Origin of the sequence: Sphingomonas vulcanisoli, from assembly GCF_011761305.1 — a bacterium.
GTDB classification, from domain to species: domain Bacteria; phylum Pseudomonadota; class Alphaproteobacteria; order Sphingomonadales; family Sphingomonadaceae; genus Sphingomonas_I; species Sphingomonas_I vulcanisoli.
In genome coordinates, this window is sequence record NZ_JAAOZC010000003.1 from 389,296 (window position 1) to 410,230 (window position 20,935).

Annotated in this window: 16 protein-coding genes; 7 read left to right on the forward strand and 9 right to left on the reverse strand. The window is 64.4% G+C overall.

Translation table 11 applies throughout. The annotated features are described in order from the left end of the window. Nucleotides 1-13: 13 nt before the first annotated feature. The 3 genes from FHS31_RS08615 to FHS31_RS08625 form a co-directional block, all read right to left on the reverse strand. Entirely contained in the window at nt 14-1,627 is a 1,614-nt protein-coding gene (locus FHS31_RS08615; protein ID WP_167072942.1) for an NAD(P)/FAD-dependent oxidoreductase, read from the reverse strand. A gap of 182 nt (nt 1,628-1,809) precedes the next feature. Then, nucleotides 1,810-2,307 (reverse strand): GNAT family N-acetyltransferase, encoded by a 498-nt coding sequence (locus FHS31_RS08620; protein ID WP_167072943.1) that lies wholly within the window; start codon nt 2,305-2,307, stop codon nt 1,810-1,812. Nucleotides 2,308-2,448: 141 nt separating this feature from the next. Then, nucleotides 2,449-3,888, reverse strand: a complete 1,440-nt coding sequence (locus FHS31_RS08625; RefSeq protein WP_167072944.1) for a radical SAM/SPASM domain-containing protein — start codon at nt 3,886-3,888, stop codon at nt 2,449-2,451. 457 nt (nt 3,889-4,345) lie between these two features. Here FHS31_RS08625 and rpoB point away from each other — a divergent pair, with 457 nt between their 5' ends. The 4 genes from rpoB to FHS31_RS08645 all read left to right on the forward strand — a co-directional run bounded on the left by rpoB (nt 4,346) and on the right by FHS31_RS08645 (nt 13,628). Then, entirely contained in the window at nt 4,346-8,503 is a 4,158-nt protein-coding gene (gene rpoB / locus FHS31_RS08630; protein WP_167072945.1) for a DNA-directed RNA polymerase subunit beta, read from the forward strand. Between the two features lie 154 nt (nt 8,504-8,657). Further along, the gene (gene rpoC, locus FHS31_RS08635) at nt 8,658-12,929 is read left to right on the forward strand and encodes a DNA-directed RNA polymerase subunit beta' (RefSeq protein ID WP_167072946.1); all 4,272 of its coding nucleotides are present in this window, start codon (nt 8,658-8,660) and stop codon (nt 12,927-12,929) included. Between the two features lie 133 nt (nt 12,930-13,062). Continuing rightward, entirely contained in the window at nt 13,063-13,260 is a 198-nt protein-coding gene (locus FHS31_RS08640; RefSeq protein WP_167072947.1) for a type II toxin-antitoxin system VapB family antitoxin, read from the forward strand. Then, complete coding sequence (locus FHS31_RS08645) at nt 13,257-13,628, forward strand: type II toxin-antitoxin system VapC family toxin (protein WP_167072948.1); 372 nt, start codon at nt 13,257-13,259, stop codon at nt 13,626-13,628. The genes FHS31_RS08640 and FHS31_RS08645 overlap by 4 nt, the downstream gene beginning before the upstream one ends. A gap of 10 nt (nt 13,629-13,638) precedes the next feature. Here the strand turns inward: FHS31_RS08645 and FHS31_RS08650 are convergent, their stop codons facing one another. The 4 genes from FHS31_RS08650 to FHS31_RS08665 form a co-directional block, all read right to left on the reverse strand. Then, nucleotides 13,639-14,202: a spermidine synthase family protein gene (locus FHS31_RS08650; RefSeq protein ID WP_243843345.1), complete on the reverse strand. Its 564-nt coding sequence runs from the start codon at nt 14,200-14,202 to the stop codon at nt 13,639-13,641. Nucleotides 14,203-14,342: 140 nt separating this feature from the next. Continuing rightward, on the reverse strand, nt 14,343-14,528 hold the full coding sequence (locus FHS31_RS08655) for a hypothetical protein (protein ID WP_167072949.1): 186 nt from the start codon (nt 14,526-14,528) through the stop codon (nt 14,343-14,345). 82 nt (nt 14,529-14,610) lie between these two features. Further along, on the reverse strand, nt 14,611-15,072 hold the full coding sequence (locus FHS31_RS08660; RefSeq protein ID WP_167072950.1) for a GNAT family N-acetyltransferase: 462 nt from the start codon (nt 15,070-15,072) through the stop codon (nt 14,611-14,613). Between the two features lie 83 nt (nt 15,073-15,155). Further along, nucleotides 15,156-16,175 (reverse strand): NAD(P)H-dependent flavin oxidoreductase, encoded by a 1,020-nt coding sequence (locus FHS31_RS08665; protein WP_167072951.1) that lies wholly within the window; start codon nt 16,173-16,175, stop codon nt 15,156-15,158. Between the two features lie 45 nt (nt 16,176-16,220). On the opposite strand from FHS31_RS08665, the gene FHS31_RS08670 reads away from it, so the two are divergent. Then, a complete protein-coding gene (locus FHS31_RS08670; protein ID WP_167072952.1) occupies nt 16,221-16,850 on the forward strand; it encodes a GDSL-type esterase/lipase family protein in 630 nt (209 codons plus the stop codon). 114 nt (nt 16,851-16,964) lie between these two features. Here FHS31_RS08670 and FHS31_RS08675 read toward each other — a convergent pair whose 3' ends face one another. Together FHS31_RS08675 and FHS31_RS08680 are read right to left on the reverse strand one after the other, a co-directional pair. After that, the gene (locus tag FHS31_RS08675) at nt 16,965-18,029 is read right to left on the reverse strand and encodes an NAD(P)-dependent alcohol dehydrogenase (RefSeq protein ID WP_167072953.1); all 1,065 of its coding nucleotides are present in this window, start codon (nt 18,027-18,029) and stop codon (nt 16,965-16,967) included. An 81-nt stretch (nt 18,030-18,110) separates the two neighbouring features. Further along, the gene (locus FHS31_RS08680; protein ID WP_167072954.1) at nt 18,111-19,370 is read right to left on the reverse strand and encodes an aspartate kinase; all 1,260 of its coding nucleotides are present in this window, start codon (nt 19,368-19,370) and stop codon (nt 18,111-18,113) included. Nucleotides 19,371-19,425: 55 nt separating this feature from the next. On the opposite strand from FHS31_RS08680, the gene ubiG reads away from it, so the two are divergent. Further along, a complete protein-coding gene (ubiG, locus tag FHS31_RS08685) occupies nt 19,426-20,148 on the forward strand; it encodes a bifunctional 2-polyprenyl-6-hydroxyphenol methylase/3-demethylubiquinol 3-O-methyltransferase UbiG (RefSeq protein ID WP_167072955.1) in 723 nt (240 codons plus the stop codon). A gap of 195 nt (nt 20,149-20,343) precedes the next feature. After that, complete coding sequence (locus FHS31_RS08690; RefSeq protein ID WP_167072956.1) at nt 20,344-20,880, forward strand: J domain-containing protein; 537 nt, start codon at nt 20,344-20,346, stop codon at nt 20,878-20,880. Nucleotides 20,881-20,935: the final 55 nt, after the last annotated feature.

The following is a 20,935-nucleotide window of genomic DNA, read 5'->3' on the forward strand; positions in this document are numbered from 1 at the left end:
GGAGCAACATGCCTCAGCCGTTCATAGCGAGCGCCAGCGCCTCGGCGACCTTGATGCCGTCGATCGCGGCGGAGAGGATGCCGCCCGCGTAGCCCGCGCCCTCCCCGGCGGGATAGAGGCCCGCGACGTTGACGCTCTGGAAGTCCTTGCCGCGGCGGATGCTGATGGGGGAGGAGGTGCGGGTTTCGACGCCGGTCATCACCGCATCGGGATGATCGTAATTGGCGATCTGGCGGCCGAAGACAGGAAGCGCCTCGCGGAAGGCATCGAGCACGAAGGCGGGGAGGCAGGTGCCGAGATCGGTCGGCCGCACGCCGGGCTTGTAGGAGGGGGTGACGGCGCCGAGCTGGACGGAGGGGCGGTGGGCGAGCAGGTCTCCCACCGTCTGCGCGGGCGCGTGATAATCGCTGCCGCCTGCCGCGAAGGCCTGCTCCTCCAATTGCCGTTGCAGGGCGATGCCCGCGAGGGGGTGGCCGGGATAATCGCGGGCGGGATCGATGCCGACGACCAGGCCCGAGTTGGCGTTGAATTCGGCGCGCGAATATTGGCTCATGCCGTTGGTGACGACGCGGCCCGCTTCCGATGTGGCGGCGACGACGCGGCCGCCGGGGCACATGCAGAAGCTGTAGACCGTTCGCCCGTTGGCGCAGTGGTGCGAGAGCGTATAGGCCGCCGCGCCGAGATCGGGGTGGCCCGCGCAGGGGCCGAAGCGGGCGCGATCGATCCAGCTCTGCGGATGTTCGATACGCACGCCGATCGAGAAGGGCTTGGCCTCGATATGGACGCCGCGATCGTGGAGCATCCGGAAGGTGTCGCGGGCGCTGTGGCCGACGGCGAGGACGACGTGGGTGGCGGGCAGGCGTTCGCCGGTGCTGAGGTGGAGCGCGCGGGGGCGGTGGCCCTCGGGTGTCGGCTCCAGTTCGAGATCGTCGACGCGCGTCTGCCAGCGATATTCTCCGCCGAGGCCCTCGATCGTCGCGCGCATGCTCTCGACCATCGTCACCAGGCGGAAGGTGCCGATGTGGGGATGGGCTTCGGTGAGGATCTCCGCAGGCGCGCCGGCTTTCACGAATTCGGTGAGCACCTTGCGGCTCAAGTGGCGCTTGTCCTTGATCTGGCTCCAGAGCTTGCCGTCCGAGAAGGTGCCGGCACCACCCTCGCCGAACTGGACGTTGGATTCGGGCTCGAGCACCCCGCGCCGCCACAGGCCCCAGGTGTCGCGTGTGCGTTCGCGGACGAGCTTGCCGCGATCGAGGATGATCGGGCGATAGCCCATCTGCGCGAGGATCAGCCCCGCGAACAGGCCGCACGGCCCCGCGCCGATGACCACCGGACGGCGCGTCTCGTCGGGTCTGGCACGGGTGACGAAGCGGTAGGCGGTGTCCGGCGTGGGCTTGAGGTTGGGATCGCCGGTGTGGCGGGCGAGGACCGCGGCTTCGTCGCGCAGCGTCAGGTCGATCGAATAGACCATCACGATTGCCGATTTCTTGCGCGCATCGTGGGCGCGGCGGACGATCGTGTGGGTGAGGAGATCGCCCGCTTCGATCCCGAGCCGCGCACAGATTGCGGGCGCGATCGCTTCGGCAGGGTGGCCGAGCGGCAGGCGCAATTCGGAAAGGCGGAGCATCGGCGCCCCCTACGACGGATTGGTGGGCATGGCGATCATCGATCCTCCCCTGCAAGGGGAGGTGGCTGCCCGAAGGGCTGACGGAGGGGTGTCCCCCTCTCGATAGCGGGATACCCCTCCGACGCGCTACGCGCGCCACCTCCCCTTCCAGGGGAGGATTTTATGGAAGGGCGTGCGTCACCTCAATCGCCGATGCTGAGCTGCAGGAACACCACGTCCAGCCAGCGATCGAACTTATAGCCGACGTTGCGGATCACGCCCGCGTCGGTGAAGCCGAAGCGGCGGTGGACGCCGATCGAGCCTGCGTTGTCGCTGTCGCCGATCACCGCGAGGATCTCGCGGAAGCCGAAGGCGCGCGAGGCCTCGATCAGCGCGTCCAGCAAGGCGGCACCGAGACCCTGGCCGGTGCGATCAGGGCGGATGTAGATCGAATCCTCGGCGGTGTAGCGATAGGCGGAGCGATCGCGGAATTGGGCGGCATAAGCGAAGCCGGTGACGCCCGTTTCATCCTCGCTGACCAGCCAGGGTGCGCGGGCATCGAGCACCTTGGCGAGGCGGGCGGCCATGTCGGCTTGCGTGGGCGGGATTTCCTCGAAGGTGCCGGTGCCGGTGAGGACGTGGTGCGCGTAGATCGCGGTGATGGCGGGGGCGTCGTCAGGGGTGGCGGGGCGGATGGGCATGGCGGCACTATCTCTGCTCGGCTGATGTCAGTCCAGATATCTCAAACCCGCTCGCCCTGAGCTTGTCGAAGGGCCGTTCTTTCTTGCGGCGGTGGAAAAGAAGGACGGTGCTTCGACAAGCTCAGCACGAACGGTTTGAGGTCAAGCCACGTGCCGCCTATGGCCTTCTACGGGCACGCGGACGAAATTGTGGAGGTCGCCGAGCAGGACCGCAGGATCGCGCAGGCGCTCGTCCTGCATTAGCTCGATAAACTCGTCATAATCGGGATGGCCGGGGAGGAAGCAGGCTTTGCGCGCATAGTCTTCGTGGCTGAAGGTTCCCCAGTTGGTAAGGCGCGCGAAATAGATGCCGGTGGCGCCGACCGCGTGCATCAGATCGACGGCATCGCCCATCTCGCGGAAATTCTCGGTCTGGACGGTGAAGACGAGTTCGTAATGATCGACCGCGCCCTCGGCGGTGAGGCGCCCGGCATAGGCCATATTCTCCAGCATCACCGGCCAGCGCGCGCCGCGGCGGAGCAGCTCGTGCGTCGGGCCGGTGGCGGCATCGATGCTGACCTTGAGGATGCGGGTGCGGCCATGCAGCGTGGGGAAGGTTTCCCACTGCTTGGGCGTGAAGAGCATGCCATTGGTCATCACCTGGAAGCCGAGGTTGGGATACGCCTCGGGCGTCAGCTCGGTCATCAGGCGGCGGAAGTTCTTGCTCGCGAAAGGATCGCCGGAGCCGGTGATGAACACGGTCTGCGCATCTTTGAGCAACGGCAGGATCTTGCTGCGCTGCATCTCATCATAGCGGACGCGCGTCGCCTCGTCGGCGGCCCATTTTTCGGTGCGGCAGCTGGGGCAGGAGAGGTTGCAGGTGCGATCGTAGGCGAGGTTGACGGTCTCTGGCCCCTTGGGCAGCGCGGTGAGATTGCCCTCGATGATGTCGGCCCAGAACGGGCTCCAGGTCGCGAGTTCGGCGGTGGCGACCAGATCCTGGCCCTGGATCTTGGGGCAGGCCATCTTGTTGCAATAGCGGTAGCTGCCATCGAGCACGGTGGCGCGAATGTCCTGCGCTATCTCGGAATTCCAGACATCCTCCCAGGCGGTGGTCGAAAGATCGCCCGCCGATTGCTGGAGCCAGGACGCGCAGCAGAGATGGGTGGAGGTTTCGAGCACGTCCATCTGCACGAACGGCGCGGGGCAGATCTTGCCTTCGAGCTGGTATTTCGGGTTGTCGGGATCGCTCAGGCCGTTGAGGTAGAAAACGGCGCCCTGCACCAGCGCCGACTGGCTGCACATCACCGCGAGCGGCGCGATCTCCCCGAGCGCGAACTCCAGCTGGTTGGAGGCGGCATAGCACATGATCAGCAGCACGCTGAGCTGGATGCGGACGCGCTCGTCGTGCGTGATCGCGATGCGCCGCGCAAATTCGATCGGCAGCAGCGGCAGATGATCGAGGAAGCCGGGCAACTGGGTCCAGATCTCGGGATGATCGAGGCCGTCGGCGACGATGCCGAGCAGCAGATCGGCGATCTCGCCCGCATCGGGGGCGAAGACTTCCTCCGCGTCTTCGGTGATAAGCGCTGTCTGGTCCATCTTCGCCCCTCGGTTCCTTTGGGGAGCGGGGTAGAAGAGTATGGTTAAGGAGGGGTTAGCTATGCCCGGAAAGGCTTATGCAACGTACCCAGCGGTGTGCTGGATCATCCTCCCCTTGGCGGGGGAGGATTTTGGGCGCGAGGTGCGACGAAAGTGGGAAACAGGGGCTTCCCATCCGCGTCCCGATGCCTATATGGGGACTATCCAGAAAATCAGGCCGATGGCGCGCGTTTGCGAGTCGGAGGCCGCCCGTCCAGGCTTCGGGACACGATCCGTATAGCGCAACGGATCGCGACGAATTGGGGTCCAGGACCGGGTTTTACAGACGCTGCCAGTGCGGTTCCGATGGCCCGGACCCGCACTTTTTTGCGTGGAGCGCGCTCCATGCCGGTCACGGGCCCGCGGCGAGGCGGGTGCGAAGTCGGTTCGATACTACGGTTCGATACAAGGAATTTTGATGGCAACCCAGGCCCTTCCCCCCGCGCACACCACGGCTGCCAAGAAGCGCATCCGCAAGGTTTTCGGCAACATCCACGAAGTGGTGCAGATGCCGAACCTGATCGAGGTGCAGCGCGAATCCTACGAACAATTCCTGCGCTCCGATGCCTCGATCGGCTATGTGTCCGGTCTCGAGAAGACGCTGCGCAGCGTCTTCCCGATCCGCGATTTCGCCGGCACCGCCGAGCTCGATTTCGTCCATTACGAACTCGAAGATCCCAAATACGATATCGAAGAATGCCGCCAGCGCGGCATCACCTTCGCAGCGCCGATGCGCGTCACGCTGCGCCTGATCGTGTTCGAGGTGGATCCCGATACGGAAACCCGCTCGGTGCTCGATATCAAGGAGCAGGACGTCTACATGGGCGACATGCCCCTGATGACGGGCAACGGCACCTTCGTGATCAACGGCACCGAGCGCGTGATCGTCAGCCAGATGCACCGCTCGCCGGGCGTGCTGTTCGATCATGACCGCGGCAAGACGCATGCTTCGGGCAAATATCTGTTTGCGGCGCGGGTGATCCCGTATCGCGGTTCGTGGCTCGATTTCGAGTTCGACGCCAAGGACATAGTCAACGTCCGCATCGATCGCAAGCGCAAGCTGCCGGTGACGACCCTGCTTTATGCATTGGGCCTGAGCGGCGAGCAGATCCTCAACGAATTCTATCGCACGCAGGCCTATGTCCGCGCCGAGGGCGGCTGGAAGGTGCCTTACGTCATCGAGAATTGGCGCGGCCAGAAGCCGCAGTTCGATGTCGTCAATGCGGATTCAGGTGAGGTGGTTTTCCCCGCCGGCACCAAGATTTCGCCGCGCTCGGCCAATAAGGCCGGCAAGGACGGCCTCCAGAATCTGCTGATCCCCACCGAGGAAATCTTCGGCAAATATTCGGCCTTCGATCTGATCGATGAGGCCACCGGCCGCATCTATATCGAGGCGGGCGACGAGGTTTCGCCGGAGAATCTCGAGCTGATCGACGCCGCGGGGATCGATCATATCGATCTGCTCGATATCGATCATATCTCGACCGGCGCTTGGATGCGCAACACGCTCAAGGCCGACAAGGTCGAGGAGCGCGATCATGCGCTTTCCGAAATCTATCGCGTCATGCGCCCCGGCGAGCCGCCGACGAAGGAGACCGCGGAGTCGCTGTTCGCCGGGCTGTTCTTCGATCCGGAGCGCTACGATCTCTCGGCCGTGGGCCGCGTGAAGCTCAACATGCGCCTCGGCCTCGATGTCGAGGATACGGTGACGACGCTGCGCACCGAGGACATTCTCGAGGTCGTCAAGACGCTCGTGAACCTCAAGGACGGCAAGGGCGAGATCGACGATATCGACAATCTCGGCAACCGCCGCGTGCGTTCGGTCGGCGAGCTGCTGGAGAACCAGTATCGCGTCGGCCTGCTCCGCATGGAGCGCGCCGTGAAGGAGCGGATGAGCTCCGTCGATGTCTCGACGGTGATGCCGAACGATTTGATCAACGCGAAGCCGGCGGTCGCCGCCGTGCGCGAGTTCTTCGGCTCGTCGCAGCTCTCGCAGTTCATGGACCAGACCAACCCGCTCTCCGAAGTGACGCACAAGCGCCGCGTTTCGGCGCTCGGGCCGGGCGGTCTCACCCGTGAGCGTGCGGGCTTCGAAGTCCGCGACGTTCACCCGACGCATTATGGCCGCATCTGCCCGATCGAGACGCCGGAAGGCCCGAACATCGGTTTGATCAACAGCCTCGCGTCGTTCAGCCGCGTCAACAAATATGGCTTCATCGAGACGCCGTACCGCAAGGTGATCGATCATAAGGTCACCGACGACGTCGTCTATCTGTCGGCGATGGAGGAGGCCAAGCATACGATCGCGCAGGCCAACGCCGAAACCAACCCGGACGGCACCTTCATCGAGGATCTGATCTCGAGCCGTGAAGCGGGCGAGTTCCTGATGGCGCCGCGCGATCACATCACGCTGATGGACGTCAGCCCCAAGCAGCTCGTCTCGGTTGCGGCATCGCTCATTCCGTTCCTGGAAAACGATGACGCCAACCGCGCGCTGATGGGATCGAACATGCAGCGCCAGGCCGTGCCGCTGGTGAAGGCGGAAGCGCCTTTCGTCGGCACCGGCATGGAAGAGACCGTCGCCCGGGATTCGGGCGCGGCGATCGCCGCCAAGCGTCCGGGTATCATCGATCAGGTCGATGCCGGCCGTATCGTGATCCGCGCCACCGGCGAGATGGACGCGGGCAAATCGGGCGTGGACATCTACACGCTGATGAAGTTCCAGCGTTCGAACCAATCGACCTGCATCAACCAGCGTCCGCTGGTGAAGGTGGGCGACATGGTCGAGGCGGGCGACATCATCGCCGACGGCCCCTCCACCGAGTTCGGTGAGCTGGCGCTGGGCCGGAACACGCTCGTCGCGTTCATGCCCTGGAATGGCTACAACTACGAGGATTCGATCCTGATCTCCGAGCGGATCGTGAAGGACGACGTCTTCACCTCGATCCACATCGACGAGTTCGAGGTTGCGGCGCGCGACACCAAGCTCGGGCCGGAGGACATCACCCGAGATATCCCGAACGTCGGCGAGGAAGCGCTGCGCAACCTCGACGAGGCGGGCATCGTCTACATCGGCGCCGAGGTCGAGCCGGGCGATATCCTCGCCGGCAAGATCACGCCAAAGGGCGAAAGCCCGATGACGCCGGAGGAAAAGCTTCTGCGCGCCATCTTCGGCGAGAAGGCGTCCGACGTGCGCGATACCTCGCTGCGGCTGCCGCCGGGCGTGTCCGGTACGGTCGTCGACGTTCGCGTCTTCAACCGCCACGGCATCGACAAGGACGAGCGTGCGCTGGCGATCGAGCGCGAGGAGATCGACCGCCTGACCAAGGACCGCGAGGACGAACGCGCCATCCTCAATCGCGCCAGCTGGTCGCGGTTGAAGGAAATGCTCGTCGGCCAGACGATCGCTTCGGGGCCGAAGGGCATCAAGAAGGGCGCCGTTATCGACGATGCGATGCTCGAAGAGGTCGAGCGCCGTGAGTGGTGGAAGTTCGCGGTGGCCGATGATGCGCGGCAGAGCGATCTGGAAGCGGTCAAGGCGCAGTATGACGAGGCCGTTTCGGCGATCGTCGCCAAGTTCGACGACCGCGTCGAGAAGCTGCAACGCGGTGACGAGCTTCCGCCGGGCGTGCTCAAGATGGTCAAGGTCTTCGTCGCGGTGAAGCGCAAGCTGCAGCCGGGCGACAAGATGGCCGGCCGTCACGGCAACAAGGGCGTGATCTCGCGCATCCTGCCGAACGAGGACATGCCGTTCCTGGAGGACGGCACCCACGTCGATATCGTGCTCAATCCGCTGGGCGTGCCGTCGCGCATGAACGTCGGCCAGATCTTCGAGACCCATCTGGGCTGGGCCGCGCGCGGCCTGGGCCAGCAGATCAACGAGGCTCTGGAGACGTGGCGCGAAGCCAATCCCGAAGGCACGGCCGGCAAGCCGCCGACTGCGGTCTCGGATCGCATGAAGACCGTCTATGGCGCGCAATATCACGATGAGATCGATGCTTTGACGCCCGACCAGGTCGTCGAGATGGCGCAACTGTTGAAGGGCGGCGTGCCGATGGCGACGCCGGTGTTCGACGGGGCGCGTGAAGCCGATGTCTCCGCGATGCTGACGCTGGCGGGCCTCGATACGTCGGGCCAGTCGACGCTGTATGACGGCCGCACCGGCGAGGCGTTCGATCGCAAGGTCACCGTGGGTTACATCTATATGCTGAAGCTCCACCACCTTGTGGATGACAAGATCCACGCGCGCTCGATCGGGCCGTACAGCCTCGTCACCCAGCAGCCGCTGGGCGGCAAGGCGCAATTCGGCGGCCAGAGGTTCGGCGAGATGGAGGTGTGGGCGCTGCAGGCGTACGGCGCCGCCTACACGCTCCAGGAGATGCTGACGGTGAAGTCCGACGATGTCGTCGGCCGCACCAAGGTCTATGAGGCGATCGTCAAGGGTGACGACACGTTCGAGGCCGGCATTCCCGAGAGCTTCAACGTGCTCGTCAAGGAAATGCGCAGCCTCGGCCTCAACGTCGACCTCGCCACGCGCGAGTTGACGGACGAGGAAAAGGCCGACGCGGCGGAGTGATGCAACCGGAGCCCCTCTCCCCTTGTGGGAGAGGGGTTGGGGAGAGGGGGCGAGGCAAGCGCCGACCCCTCTCCCTCCCACCGCCTAGCGGCGGCGGGCCCCTCCCTCTCCCACAAGGGGAGAGGGTCAAGATTTTCAGGAAGGGTTTAAACCCATGAACGAACTGACCAATTTCGCCAATACGGTGGCCAAGCCCGAGACCTTCGATCAGATCAAGATCGGCATCGCCTCGCCCGATCGCATCCGTTCGTGGAGCTTCGGCGAGATCAAGAAGCCCGAGACGATCAATTATCGCACGTTCAAGCCCGAGCGTGACGGTCTGTTCTGCGCGCGCATCTTCGGTCCGATCAAGGATTACGAGTGCCTGTGCGGCAAGTATAAGCGCATGAAATATAAGGGCATCGTCTGCGAGAAGTGCGGCGTCGAAGTCACGGTCTCCAAGGTCCGCCGTGAGCGGATGGGCCATATCGAGCTGGCCGCGCCGGTTGCGCACATCTGGTTCCTGAAGAGCCTGCCGAGCCGCATCGGCCTGCTGCTCGACATGCAGCTCAAGCAGCTGGAGCGCGTGCTCTATTTCGAGAGCTATATCGTGATCGAGCCGGGCGTCACCGCGCTCGAACGCTATCAGCTGCTGACCGAAGATGAGCTGCTGTCCGCGCAGGACGAATATGGCGAGGACGCCTTCACCGCCGGGATCGGCGCCGAGGCGGTCAAGCAGATGTTGATCGACCTCGATCTGGAGGGCGAGAAGAAAGTCCTCATGGAGGAGCTCGCGGTCACCAAGTCCGAGCTCAAGCCCAAGAAGATCATCAAGCGCCTCAAGGTTGTCGAGAGCTTCCTGGAATCGGGCAATCGGCCTGAGTGGATGATCCTCGACGTGGTGCCGGTCATTCCGCCGGAATTGCGCCCGCTGGTGCCGCTCGACGGCGGCCGCTTCGCGACCTCCGATCTCAACGATCTCTATCGCCGCGTGATCAACCGCAACAACCGCCTCAAGCGGCTGATGGAGCTGCGCGCGCCCGACATCATCGTCCGCAACGAAAAGCGCATGCTGCAGGAGGCCGTCGACGCCCTGTTCGACAATGGCCGCCGCGGTCGCACGATCACGGGCGCCAACAAGCGTCCGCTGAAGTCGCTGTCCGATATGCTCAAGGGCAAGCAGGGCCGCTTCCGCCAGAATCTGCTCGGCAAGCGCGTCGATTATTCGGGCCGTTCGGTGATCGTCACCGGGCCGGAATTGAAGCTGCACCAGTGCGGCCTGCCCAAGAAGATGGCGCTCGAGCTGTTCAAGCCGTTCATCTATGCGCGCCTCGATGCCAAGGGCCTGAGCATGACGCTCAAGCAGGCGAAGAAGTGGGTCGAGAAAGAGCGCAAGGAAGTCTGGGACATCCTCGATGAGGTGATCCGCGAGCATCCCGTGCTGCTCAACCGCGCGCCGACGCTCCACCGCCTCGGCATCCAGGCGTTCGAGCCCGTGCTGATCGAGGGCAAGGCGATCCAGCTCCACCCGCTCGTCTGCTCGGCGTTCAATGCCGATTTCGACGGCGATCAGATGGCCGTCCACGTTCCGCTGAGCCTCGAGGCGCAGCTGGAAGCGCGCGTGCTGATGATGTCGACCAACAACATCCTCAGCCCCGCCAACGGCAAGCCGATCATCGTGCCCTCACAGGACATGGTCCTCGGCCTCTATTATCTGTCGATGATGAAGGAAGGCGAGCCCGGCGAGGGATCACTGATCGGCGATATGGCGGAGGTGCATGCGGCGCTGCAGGCCAAGGCCGTGACGCTGCACACCAAGATCACCACCCGCGTTCCGCAGACCGACGAGGCGGGCAAGACCTACCTCAAGCGCGTCGAGACGACGCCGGGCCGGATGCTGATCGCCGAGACGCTGCCGAAGAGCCACAAGGTGCCCTTCGAGACGGTCAACCGCCTTCTCACCAAGAAGGATGTCGGCGACGTGATCGACGAGGTCTATCGTCACACCGGCCAGAAGGAGACCGTGCTGTTCGCGGACGGCATCATGGCGCTCGGCTTCCGGCACGCCTTCCAGGCGGGCATTTCGTTCGGCAAGGACGATATGATCATTCCCGATGCGAAGGTGCCGCTGGTCGACGAGACCAAGGCGCTCGTGAAGGATTATGAGCAGCAGTATCAGGACGGCCTGATCACGCAGCAGGAAAAGTACAACAAGGTGATCGACGCCTGGTCGCGCTGCGGCGACCGCGTGGCGGGCGAGATGATGAAGGAGATCCAGGCGGTCAAGAAGACCCCGGATGGCCGCGAAGCCCCGATCAACGCCATCTACATGATGGCGCACTCGGGCGCCCGTGGTTCGGCGGCGCAGATCAAGCAGCTCGCCGGCATGCGCGGCCTGATGGCCAAGCCTTCGGGCGAGATCATCGAGACGCCGATCATCTCGAACTTCAAGGAAGGCCTGACCGTCCTTGAGTATTTCAACTCCACCCACGGCGCCCGCAAGGGTCTCGCGGATACGGCGTTGAAGACCGCAAACTCGGGTTACCTGACCCGCCGTCTGGTCGACGTGTCGCAGGATTGCGTCGTCGTCGAACTCGATTGCGGCACCGAGCGGATGCTGGAAATGCGCGCGATCGTGCAGGGCGGCGCAACTATCGCCTCGCTCGGCGAGCGTATCCTGGGCCGCACCACGGCCGAGGACGTGCTCGACAGCAAGACGGGTGAGGTCGTCATCAGCGAGGGCACGTTGCTCGACGAGGCGATGGTCGCTGCGATCGAGGCCGTTTCGCCCCAGTCGGTGAAGATCCGTTCGCCGCTGGTCTGCGAGAGCAAGGGCGGCGTATGCGCGGCCTGCTACGGGCGCGATCTCGCCCGCGGCACGCCGGTCAACATCGGCGAAGCGGTGGGCGTCATCGCGGCGCAGTCGATCGGTGAGCCGGGCACGCAGCTGACGATGCGGACCTTCCACATCGGCGGTGCGGCGCAGCTCAATGAGCAGTCCAACCTCGAAGCTATCGCCGACGGCACGATCCAGTATCGTGCGGTGCCGACGATCGTGAACCCGCGTGGCCAGCGCATCGCGCTCAGCCGCTCGGCCGAAATCGCGATCGTCGACATGGACGGCCGCGAGCGTTCGACGCACCGTCTGCCGTACGGTGCGCAGATCCTGTTCGCGGACGGCCACACGGTTACCAAGGGCGATCGCATCGCGCAGTGGGATCCGGCCTATATGCCGGTGATCACCGAGAAGAAGGGCATGGTCCGCTATCAGGATCTCATCGAGAACCGCACGGTTCGCGAAGAGAGCGACGAGACGACCGGCCTGACCCAGCGGGTGGTGATCGAGGATCAGGGCCGTTCCAAGAAGGATGACCTGCGTCCCCGCATCACGCTTCTGGACGAGGCCACCGGCGAGACGGGCATTTCGCGCCTGATCGTCGGCGCGGTCATCGCGGTGGAAGACGGCCAGATGGTCGAGGCCGGTGAGGTGCTGGCCCGCGTGCCGCGCGAAGCCGCCAAGACCCGCGACATCACGGGCGGTCTGCCGCGCGTGGCGGAGCTGTTCGAAGCGCGCAAGCCGAAGGAGAATGCGATCATCGCAAAGGTCTCCGGCCGCGTTGAATTCGGCAAGGATTACAAGGCCAAGCGCAAGATCCTCATCCGCCCGGATGATGGTTCGGAGCCGGTCGAGTATCTGATCCCGAAATCGAAGACGATCGACGCGCAGGAAGGCGATTACGTCAAGCGCGGCGATAATCTGATCGGCGGCTCGCCCGATCCGCACGATATTCTCGAGGTGCTCGGGATCGAGCCGCTCGCCGAATATCTCGTGTCGGAAATCCAGGAAGTCTATCGACTGCAGGGCGTGAAGATCAACGACAAGCACATCGAGACGATCGTTCGTCAGATGCTGCAGAAGGTTGAGATCACTTTCTCGGGCGATACCACCCTGCTCGTCGGCGAGCAGGTCGATCGCGAGGAGATGGACGAGATCAACGCCAAGCTGGCGAAGAATGAGCAGCCCGCGCAGGGCAAGCCCATCCTCCTCGGCATCACCAAGGCAAGCCTGCAGACCCGCAGCTTCATCTCGGCGGCGTCGTTCCAGGAAACCACCCGCGTGCTCACCGAAGCTTCGGTGCAGGGCAAGGTGGATACGCTGAACGGCCTCAAGGAGAATGTCATCGTCGGCCGCCTGATCCCGGCGGGCACCGGCGCCGGCATGAACCGCATGCGCGTCACCGCCACCAGCCGCGATGCGGCGCTGCGCGCGCAGCAGCGCACCTTCCAGGCGGCGATCACCGCGCCCGTATCGGCCAAGGAAGAGCATGATGCGGAGCTGGCCCGCTCGGCGCGGGACTCGGCCGGCACCGGCGATGATCCGCTGGGCGAGGTCGTAACCTCGGGCCACGGCACCGATGCCGATGCGGGCGATTATCTGAACAAGTGATCGTTCGGATAGGCTGACAAGAAAAAGCCGTCGCCCGGATGCGGGCGGCGGCTTTTTCTTTGGGTGTGTGCACCGCTCATTGGAGCGCGCATCATTTGATGTTACACACCGTGCCTTCGGTGGGAGATCGATCGTGCGTACGACGCTTGCCTTGGATGATGAGCTTTTGGCCAAAGCGCAGGCGTTCACGGGCCTTGTCGAAAAAACGGCGTTGGTGCGTGAGGCGCTCAGGGCGCTGATCGAACGCGAAAGCGCTGTGCGCCTCGCGCGGCTGGGTGGTTCGGAGCCGGAGATCGCGATTGCGCCGCGCAGGCGCACCGATCAGGCGTGATCCTCGTCGATAGCTCGGTCTGGGTCGATCATCTTCGCAGCCACGATCCTGCGCTTTCCGGATTGCTCCAACGCCAGCAGGTCTTGAGTCATCCCTTTGTGATCGGCGAGCTGGCGTTGGGCAGCTTACGGCAGCGCGATGTGATCCTCGAGGCTTTGCGGGGGCTTCCCCATGCCATCGTCGCAAGCGATGAAGAGGTTCACGCGCTGATCGAGCGTCGCCAATTGTTCGGAACCGGCATCGGCTACGTCGACGCGCACCTGGTGGCCGCCACGCTGTTGACCACCGGCGCACGGCTTTGGACACGGGATCGGCGTCTGCACGCCGCGGCCTGTCGCTTCGATCTCGCCGCTGGCGACGACGCTTAAAGCGAGCGTTTCACGCGGGCCTTTTCGCCAGCCAGATGACGTGATCGTAATCCGATCTGTCGCGATCGATCGGGATCCGGATCTCCTCGACGCTGAAGCCGATATCGCGCACCCGGCTTCGGAAGGCATCGTCGGGATAAGCGGACCAGATCGCCAGGATGCCGCCGGGGCGAAGCGCGGCGCGGGCGGCGCGCAGGCCCCAGTTGCTGTAGAGCCGTTCGTTGGCGGCGTTGGTGAAGCCGTCGGGGCCGTTGTCGACATCGAGCAGGATCGCGTCGAACCCGCCGATCTGTTCGACGATCAGATCATGGACGTCGCGGATTTCCACCGCGACGCGCGGATCGCTGAGCGACTGGCCGAAGACGTGCGCAAGCGTGCCCTTCGCCCAGCTCACCACCTTGGGCACCAGCTCAGCGACGACGATCTCCGCGCCCGCGGGCAAAGCGTCGAGCGCGGCACGGAGCGTGAAGCCCATGCCTAGGCCGCCGATCAGGATGCGGCTCGCAGGCCCGTCCAATCGCCGGCAGACCAAAGTCGCCAGCGCCTCTTCGGAGCGGCTTTCCCAGCTTCCCATCAGCTGATCGCCATCGTGCAGGATTTCGAAATCCTGCCCATATTGGACAAGCTGCAGATAGGCGCCGCCGGGAATATCGGCGGTATCGATGATCTCGCCGTCCAGCGCGCGGTCGGCTGGCCGCTGCGCCGCTGCGGAGGTTACGATACGACCTTCGCCGGCGCGGCGGCCTTGGCGGTTACGGCCTTCGCCGTCAGCGCCCGAATCGCGCGATTATGCCGCTTATTCGCGGTGCGCAGCTGGCCCATGATATGTCCGATCCGATGATTGGTCCGCGGCGTGGCCGAAAAAGCGTCGTTGCGCGAGATCGCCAGGAGCATGGTCATGGATCGGCGCGGTTGGCAATGTTGGATCGCTTGGTGTCGGGTGCAAGCGTCGGTTTTCGATCCAAGCTCGGGCGTTGTGTCATTAGAGGCGGCTTTGCGCGCGCAGGTGGAGAATATGTGTAGCGGCGTCTTCGTTAGTGCGCTCAAATCCAAGCTTTTCATAGAAGGTGGCGGCTCCGGTCGTTGTTGTACGAAGCCGCAGAATAAGGAATGTCTGCGCCGCTTGTTCAATTATACGGTTTACCAACAACCCTCCAATCCCCTGATGCCGCACACTTGGAGAGACGTAAACATGGCGTAGGCGACCGATGCCTTCGGTGTTCAAGTACGGATCTTTGTTAAGTCCACCCAATGCCGTTAAAGTTCCGTCAAGGTAAACGGACAATAGGAACTCTCCAGTGCCCTGAAAACGGTTTTTACCTTCATCCCAATCATCTTGAAGTCGCCGGACGAAGCGATGGCCTTCACTTTCTGCTTCGATCACAAGTGGAGTAATCTCATTACTGAGCAGCTTAATTTCGCGCAGTTCAATAGACATGCTCATGGATTGTCGTCGATTTATGGCCTCGCCGTGGATCACTCCAACGCCCTCTTGCGAATGACAATGGCCAAGAGCGCCTCGCTAGTTCAACTACTCCGCCGCGCCAGCGCCGCTTCCGCCTCGGCCTCCAGCGTGGCAAGGATTTCCGCGACCGGCTCCTCCTTCGTCACCATGCCGACCGATTGGCCGGCCATCAGGCTGCCATGCTCGACATCGCCGTCGATCACCGCGCGGCGAAGGGCTCCGGCCCAATAATGTTCGATCTGGAGCTGGGCCTCGGCCATCGCGACGCGGCCTTCGTCGAGCGCCTGGGCGACTTCGCGCTGTTTGGCGGTGAAGAGTTCGCTGCTGGCGTTCTTGAGCGCGCGGACGGGGATGACGGGGAGGCGGGGATCGATCTGGACGCTCGCGATCGCATCGCGGGCCGAGGCGCGGATGAAGGCCTTCTTGAAATTGGCGTGCGCGATACATTCGGTAGCGCAGACGAAGCGCGTGCCGAGCTGCACGCCCGCCGCGCCCATCTCCAGATAGCCGGCGATCGCCTCGCCCCGGCCGATGCCGCCGGCGATGAACACGGGAAGCTGCTCGGCAATCTCCGGCAGCATTTCTTGCGCGAGGACGCTGGTCGAGACCGGGCCGATGTGGCCGCCGGCCTCCATCCCCTCGATCACCAGCGCATCGACGCCGGAGCGGATCAGCTTTTTGGCGAAGGGCAGGGTGGGCGGGAAGCACAGCACCCTGGCGCCGCCGGCCTTGATCCGATCGATCGCGCCGCCCGGCGGCAGCCCACCCGCGAGCACGACATGGCCGACATTGTGGCCGGCGCAGACATCGATCAGCGCGTTGAGATCGGGGTGCATGGTGATGAGGTTGACGCCGAACGGCTTGGTGGTGAGCGCCTTGGTGGCGGCGATCTCGGCATCCAGCAGCGCGGGCGTCATCGCCCCGCAGGCGATCACGCCGAAGCCGCCCGCGTTGGATATCGCCGAGACGAGGTGCTGCTCTGATACCCAGGACATCGCCCCCGCCATGATCGCCACCTCGGAGCCGAGGAAATCGGCGCCGCGGCGCATGAGGGCGGAGAGGCGGGGGTGCGGTAAGCTCATCGCGCGGGCCTATCCCCGGCGCGCAGGCGATGGCAAGGCCGGGCGATGATCCTCTCCAAAGTCCTGCAGCACGGCTTCGCGGGCACGAGCGCGCTGGCGGCGCGGTTCGCGCGGCCGTCGGTGGTGTTCATGGGCGATTCGATCACCCAATTCTGGAGCGGCGGCGATCCGTGGATGTTTCGTCCGATCCGCCTCAACGCAGGCATTTCCGGCCAGACGACCGCGCAGATGTGTGAACGCTTCGATCGCGATGTCGTCGCGCGCCGGCCTCGCGTGGTGCATATCATGGGCGGCACCAACGATCTGTGGTTCGGGGAGCCGGGGGCGGGGGGCGCTGCGTCGCTGGCCAATATCGCGGCGATGGCGGGGATGGCGCGCGCGGCGGGTATCGCGGTGATCCTTGCGCCGCCGCCGCCGATTGGGCGCGTGGCCGAGCCGATGTTCGCGCATCTGGATTGCGTGGATGCCTTGCGCGGGGGTGTTGCCGATCTGGCGCGTGCCGAAGGGCTGATATTCGTCGATTATGCGCAATCGCTCGTCCGTGACGGCGATCTGTTCGCGCCGTTCACCACCGACGGCGTCCACCTCACCCCCGCAGGCTATCGCGCGATACGCGGGCAGGCGGAGGCGGCGATCTCCCTAGCCCTCTCCCGCGCGCGGGAGAGGGTTGGGTGAGGGTCTTCTTCTTTCGCCTAGTTTCCGGCCAAAGTAGAAGACCCTCACCCTCCCACAGATCTCGCTGCGCTCGATTTGCGGGCCCCTCCCTCTCCCGCGAAAGCGGGAATGGGATCACGCCGCCTTCAGCGAAGTCATGTCGATCGAGAAGCGATATTTGACGTCACTCTTGACCATGCGGTCGTACGCCTCGTCGATCTTCTGGATCGGGATCAGTTCGATGTCCGCGGTCAGGCCGTGCTGGTGGCAGAAATCGAGCATTTCCTGCGTCTCCGCGATACCGCCGATCAGCGATCCCGCCAGCGCGCGGCGGGCGAAGATCAGGTTGCCGACATTGGGCGAAGGGTGGGGCGTTTCCGGCACGCCGATCAGGCACAAGGTGCCGTCGCGCTTCAGGCAAGTGAGCAAGGCATCGAGATCGTGCGGCGCCGCGACGGTATCGAGGATGAAATCGAAGCTTCCGGCGGCCGCTTCCATCTGATCGGCCTCCTTCGAGATGATGACATCCTTGGCGCCGAGCTTGATCGCATCATCACGCTTGCCGGGCGAGGTGGTGAAGACGGTGACCTCCGCGCCCAGCGCCGCGGCGATCTTGACGCCCATATGGCCGAGCCCGCCCAGCCCGACGACGCCGACCTTCTTGCCCGGCCCCGCGCCCCAATGCTTGAGCGGCGAATAAGTGGTGATGCCCGCGCACAGCAAAGGCGCCACCGCCGCCAGATCCTTCTCGTCATGATCGATGCGGAGGACGAAGCTCTCCTTGACGATGATATGATCGGAATAGCCGCCGAAGGTATGGCCGCCGAGATGCTTGTCCGGGCCATTGTAGGTGCCGACGAAGCCCGTGCCGGTGCAATATTGCTCTTCGTTCTCCTGGCACGATGGGCAGACGCCGCAGCTATCGACCATGCAGCCGACGCCGACCAGATCGCCGACCTTATATTTGGTCACGTCTGAACCGACGCCCGTCACCTTGCCGACAATCTCGTGGCCGGGGACGCAAGGGTATTCGGTGCCCTCCCATTCGCTGCGGGCCTGGTGCAGATCCGAATGGCAGACGCCGCAGAACAATATGTCGATCGCGACATCGTCGGGCTGGAGATTGCGGCGCTGGAAGCTGAAGGGTGCAAGAGGCTCATGTGCCGAATGCGCGGCAAAGGCTTTGGCGGTGGTGGTCATTGAAAACGTCCTGAAAGCATGGGGGCGACTCTGATGTGGGGTCGCCACCGGCCATCCGCCACCGGCGGAGGCTTACTTTTCTCAGGCCGCGTCTTCGGCATCCAGCCCATAAGCGGTGTGCAGCACGCGCACCGCAAGCTCGGTATAATCCTCGTGGATCAGTACCGAGACCTTGATCTCGCTGGTGGTGATCGCCTGGACGTTGATGCCGCGATCGGCGAGCGCCTTGAACATCTGCGCCGCGACGCCGGCGTGGCTGCGCATGCCGACGCCGACGACCGAGATTTTGGCGACCGAGGTATCGTGGACGAGTTCGGCATAGCCGATCGCATCCTTGCCCTTTTCCAACACGTCGAGCGCGCGGGCGAGTTCCGAGCCGGGGACGGTGAAGGTGACGTCGGTCGACCCCGTCGAATGCGCGACGTTCTGGATGATCATATCGACGTTGATGCTGGCATCGGCGAGCGGCGTGAAAATGCTCGCCACCGCGCCGGGGCGATCGGGGACGGCGGTGAGCGTCACCTTCGCCTCATTCTTGTCGTGCGCGATGCCCGTGATCAGCTGGCTTTCCATGCCCATCGTCTCAACCTCTTCTTCGCCGACGATCATTGTTCCCGGCAGATCGCCTCCATCGGGCGCGTCGCCGAACGACGACAGCACCTGGACGCGGACCTTTTCCTTCAGCGCGAGCCCCACCGATCGCGTCTGCAGCACCTTGGCGCCGACGCTGGCGAGCTCCAACATTTCCTCATAGGTGACGCGGGCGAGCTTGCGCGCGCGCGGCACGATGCGCGGATCGGTGGTGTAGACCCCATCCACATCGGTATAGATGTCGCAGCGATCGGCCTTCACCGCCGCCGCCACCGCCACCGCCGACGTATCCGAACCGCCGCGGCCCAGCGTCGAGACGCTGCCGTCCTCCGCTACGCCCTGAAAACCGGGGATTACCGCGACCTGGCCATCCTTCATCGCGGCGAGCAATTTGTCCGTCTCGATCGTCTCGATGCGCGCCGAGGCGTGGGCGGACGAGGTATGGATCGGCATCTGCCAGCCGAGCCAGCTGCGCGCGCGGACGCCCATCTGCTGCAGCGTCATCGCCAGCAGCCCGCTGGTCACCTGCTCGCCCGAGGCGACGACCACGTCATATTCGCGGGGATCGTAGAGCGGGCTCGCCTCGCGGCAGAAGTTGACGAGGCGATCGGTCTCGCCCGCCATCGCCGAGACGACCACCGCCACCTCATTGCCGCGCTCCACCTCACGCTTCACGCGGGCGGCGACATTGCGAATGCGCTCGATGCCGGCCATCGATGTGCCGCCGAACTTCATCACGATACGGGCCATGGAGAGTGCGAAACCGGTTGGGCTGGAGGGAGCGCCCTGCTAGCTTCGGGGGATCATGAGCGCAACCGTTACGATCGATCCGGCCGAAGCCGCGCATTTTGGGCAGATGGCCGCCGATTGGTGGAACCCGCGCGGTTCCTCGGCGATGCTGCACAAGCTCAATCCCGTGCGGCTGCGTTACATCCGCGAGCAACTCGATCAGCGGTGGGGGCTCGATCCCAAGGCGCGGACGCCGCTGGCCGGCAAGCGCGTGCTGGATGTCGGCTGCGGCGCGGGATTGTTGAGCGAGCCGCTGGCGCGGCTGGGCGCGGCGGTCACGGGGCTGGATGCCGCGCCGGAAAATGTCGCGGTGGCCAGGGTGCATGCCGAAGGCCAGGGTCTGGCGATCGAGTATCGCGTCGGCGAGATCGGAGAGCTAGGCTCGGGGCGGTTCGATCTGATCGTCGCCATGGAGGTGATCGAGCATGTCGCCGATGTCGAGGCGTTCGTCGCCGCCATTGCGGATGCGCTCGCGCCGGAAGGGCTGGTGATCCTCTCCACCCCGAATCGAACGGCGCTTTCACGGCTGGCGGTGATCACCATTGCCGAGGGTCTCAACATCGTGCCGCAAGGGACGCACGATTGGGCGCAGTTCTTGCGGCCTGAGGAATTGGCCGAGCGATTGGCGGCGGCGGGGCTGGTTGTGAACGACACCCGGGGAATCGGCTTTTTTCCGGGGAAAGGCTTCGCGCTGAGCGACGACCTCAGCCTGGATTATCTCGTCACTGCCGGCCGCTAATATGATAGAATTGCGCCGGATGCATCTTGCACTGCAAAAAAGGTAGTTGCGCATATCGATTGTGCGGGGCACAAAGGGGGTGCCTTTCAGGCATCCTCTCCCAACTAAAACGGGCCGGTCCGATGACCGGCCTTTTTTTTGCCCGCCGGAAATCCGCGCGTGGCGGATGGCGTCGTCCGACGTTATGGGAGCGGCATGACGCGCTTTTCGAGATCGAACGATTGGGGATTTCCCCGCTGGCGCGGCTACGGCTCGGAAGGCAGTGGCGCGGCCAAGGTGCGGATGTGCGATCGGCATGGCTGCGATCAGCCCGGCGATTGCCCCGCCCCCAAATCCCCCAACAGCCCGGAACGCTGGTATTTCTGCGCCGAACATGCCGGCGAATATAATCGCGGCTGGAATTATTTCGAAGGCCTGGATGCCGAGGAAGCCGCCGCGCGCGAGGCGGACGAGCGGCGCGATGCCTCGGGCTTCGGGACATCGCAGCATTACAAATGGGCGGGCTCCGGCGACGGCAGCCGATCGCGCGACGAGATGCGCGCGCTGGACGTGCTCGATCTCGAGCCGGACGTGGAATTCGAAGAGGTGAAGGCGACGTGGCGGCGGCTGGCCAAGGCCAACCACCCCGACGTCAAGCCCGGCGACAAGGACGCCGCGGAACGATTCCGCGCGGTGCAGGCGGCGTATGATGTGCTGCGCCAGGCCGAGGAGCGTCGGGCGGCCGCTGTCTGACTATTCCTCCCCGGAACGGGGAGGGGGACCATCCGAAGGATGGTGGAGGGGGCTA

Bases quoted from the DNA above. Each gene is read 5' to 3' on its own strand.
- FHS31_RS08625 (WP_167072944.1), bottom strand. From the start codon at position 3,888: ATGGACCAGACAGCGCTTATCACCGAAGACGCGGAGGAAGTCTTCGCC.
- rpoB (WP_167072945.1), top strand. From the start codon at position 4,346: ATGGCAACCCAGGCCCTTCCCCCCGCGCACACCACGGCTGCCAAGAAG.
- FHS31_RS08620 (WP_167072943.1), bottom strand. From the start codon at position 2,307: ATGCCCATCCGCCCCGCCACCCCTGACGACGCCCCCGCCATCACCGCG.
- FHS31_RS08675 (WP_167072953.1), bottom strand. From the start codon at position 18,029: ATGACCACCACCGCCAAAGCCTTTGCCGCGCATTCGGCACATGAGCCT.
- FHS31_RS08615 (WP_167072942.1), bottom strand. From the start codon at position 1,627: ATGCTCCGCCTTTCCGAATTGCGCCTGCCGCTCGGCCACCCTGCCGAA.
- FHS31_RS08660 (WP_167072950.1), bottom strand. From the start codon at position 15,072: ATGAGCATGTCTATTGAACTGCGCGAAATTAAGCTGCTCAGTAATGAG.
- FHS31_RS08655 (WP_167072949.1), bottom strand. From the start codon at position 14,528: ATGACCATGCTCCTGGCGATCTCGCGCAACGACGCTTTTTCGGCCACG.
- ubiG (WP_167072955.1), top strand. From the start codon at position 19,426: ATGAGCGCAACCGTTACGATCGATCCGGCCGAAGCCGCGCATTTTGGG.
- FHS31_RS08650 (WP_243843345.1), bottom strand. From the start codon at position 14,202: ATGGGAAGCTGGGAAAGCCGCTCCGAAGAGGCGCTGGCGACTTTGGTC.
- FHS31_RS08665 (WP_167072951.1), bottom strand. From the start codon at position 16,175: ATGAGCTTACCGCACCCCCGCCTCTCCGCCCTCATGCGCCGCGGCGCC.
- rpoC (WP_167072946.1), top strand. From the start codon at position 8,658: ATGAACGAACTGACCAATTTCGCCAATACGGTGGCCAAGCCCGAGACC.
- FHS31_RS08690 (WP_167072956.1), top strand. From the start codon at position 20,344: ATGACGCGCTTTTCGAGATCGAACGATTGGGGATTTCCCCGCTGGCGC.
- FHS31_RS08680 (WP_167072954.1), bottom strand. From the start codon at position 19,370: ATGGCCCGTATCGTGATGAAGTTCGGCGGCACATCGATGGCCGGCATC.
- FHS31_RS08670 (WP_167072952.1), top strand. From the start codon at position 16,221: ATGATCCTCTCCAAAGTCCTGCAGCACGGCTTCGCGGGCACGAGCGCG.